This window comes from Hominilimicola sp. (genome assembly GCF_046972485.1).
GTDB classification, from domain to species: Bacteria; Bacillota; Clostridia; order UBA1381; family UBA1381; genus Hominilimicola; species Hominilimicola fabiformis.
Map to the genome: position 1 here is coordinate 1 of NZ_JBKVWU010000198.1, position 2,378 is coordinate 2,378.

The 2,378-nt window shown below is 35.6% G+C and carries 1 protein-coding gene and 1 tRNA gene; both read left to right on the forward strand.

What is annotated here, in order from left to right; all coding sequences use genetic code 11:
* Positions 1-2,168 (forward strand): SbcC/MukB-like Walker B domain-containing protein (locus tag ACLTU0_RS11730; RefSeq protein ID WP_412322621.1); only part of this gene is annotated, 2,168 nt, incomplete at its 5' end.
* A gap of 37 nt (positions 2,169-2,205) precedes the next feature.
* A tRNA-Arg gene (locus tag ACLTU0_RS11735) sits at positions 2,206-2,282 on the forward strand.
* Positions 2,283-2,378 lie beyond the last annotated feature (96 nt).

Below are 2,378 nucleotides of genomic sequence, written 5' to 3' on the forward strand. Positions count from 1 at the left end.
GTGTTAATAAGGACGTAATGCCTATTTTAACAATGCTAAAATCGTATCGCGAAAATGTCGGAAAACTTGAAAAAAGTATTTCGACAAACAAAAAAGTGCTTGAAAAAAATACAGAAAAACACGATGAATTAAAGAAAATCCTTGAAGATGAAAAAGCAAGAGAAAATGAAAGGAAAACGCTTTCGGAAAAGGCAGTCGGATTGAAAAATGAACTTGAATATTATGAAGAATATGAAAGTTTGAAAAAGGAAACCGCAAAAAATCAAAAGTCATTGAAAAAGGCTAATGACGAGTCGGAAAAATTAAAGGCTACATTCAATGATGATAAGAAAAAAGCAGAAGACGAAAAAAATAAACTTTCTGAATTGAAATCAACCGAAGTCGAACTGCAAAAGGTAAAGAGCCTGTATGAAGAAAAAGAGAAGCATAATTTTAAAATACAAAAGGTTATGCTTGACTGTGACAGTTTGAAAAAGCATCAAAAGAAACATAAGAAACTTTCGGAGCAATATACAGATGCTGAAAAGTTATATAAGCAAACTTTAGAAACTTATAATGACGGTTACAGTTTATTTTTACGAGAGCAGGCGGGAATATTGGCAGAGAGCTTGAACGAAAATGAGCCGTGTCCCGTATGCGGTTCAACAAACCACCCTTGCATTGCTCAAAAAAGTGATACCGCACCTTCGGAAAATGAACTTGACGAAATGAAACAACGTGCCGATATGGCAGATAACGAGTGCAGAAAAATTGCCGATAAAGCAAGTAAAGAAAAGAATGAATGTGAAAAAATTGAAAATTCAATTAAAACCGCACTTGAAGATATGGATATTGAAACTGAAAATACTGTCGAAGAAATTGCGGAAAATATCAAAAATGAGCTTACAAATGCAAAAGAACAGCTTGAAATTGCCGAAAAACGCAATACAGAAAGAATTGAATGTGAATTAAATTTAAACGCATACACCGAAAAATGCAATCAAACCGATGAGAAAATCGAAGAAATTACGGCTAAAATCAATGATTTGAAAACGGTTATAAACGGTGACGAAAACAAAATAACGGCACTTGAAAAAATGATAAGCTGTAAAAACAAGTCCGAGGCGGAAAAGGTGCTTGACGATTTAGAAAACAGGATTGATGAAATGCAAAAAAGTTTTGAAATTGCCGAACAAAACTATAATGAATGTGTCAAAGTCATTGACAATGCCAAAGCTGTTATAAACGAAAACGAGCCTTTGGCTAAAACGGAAAACGAACGTATAAAAAAGCAGGAAGAAAAGCTTGAAAAAGCAATGCAAAAGTACGGCATTGATGATGAAAATACTCTTGAAATATTGGTAAGTGATATTGAAAATATATCAGATATGCGTGATGAAATCAAGGAGTATGACAATAAATTAAGTGCTTGCAATGAGAGAATAAAGATGCTTAAGGAAAACATAGGTAAGGCAGAAAAGACTGATATTGAAAAATTAAAGGCAGATAAAGAAGAAACAGAAAATTCGTTGGAGGAAGTAACGGAACAAAAGAACAGCTTGACTGCTAATATCAGTATAAATAAGCGTATAATGGACGAAACGCAGAAGTTGAAAACGGAACTTGACGAAAGCGGAAAACGATATTCTACATATCTGAATATTTCACAGACGGCAAACGGTGAACTTTCAAAACGTCAAAAAATTGCGTTTGAGCAGTATATTCAGTCGGCATATTTTAGGTCAATTCTAAATGAGGCCAATAAGCGTTTTTCGTATATGACAAACGGTCGTTTTGAACTTGTAAAGCATGACGGTGACAGTAATTTGAAATCTCACAGCGGTCTTGATATTGATGTGTTTGATAATTATACCGGCAAGCAAAGGAGCGTTAAATCATTGTCGGGAGGTGAGTCGTTTAAGGCGTCATTATGTATGGCACTGGGACTTTCGGAGGTTATACAACGTAACGCAGGCGGTGTTAAATTGGAGTCAATGTTCGTTGATGAAGGATTTGGTGTACTTGACAATGAATCACTTGAACAGGCGATAGAAGTGCTTAATTCGCTTTCGGAAAGTGACAGAATGGTAGGTATTATATCGCATATTTCAGAATTGAAAGACAGAATCGATAAAAAGATTGTTGTAAAAAAAGGCTCTGCGGGAAGTACGGTTGAACTCATAAATTGATTGACAAAGTAAGACGCATATGTTAATATTAATATATGCGTCTGTAGCTCAGTTGGATAGAGCACAAGATTCCGATTCTTGGTGTCGCGGGTTCAAATCCTGTCAGACGCGCCACGTCGGAGCAAAGTTCGCTTTGCTCCGTTTTTCTTTGACAGAAAAAACTTCGCTATGTTACCTTGCTTCTCCTTAGTTACAAAAAATGCACGCTCG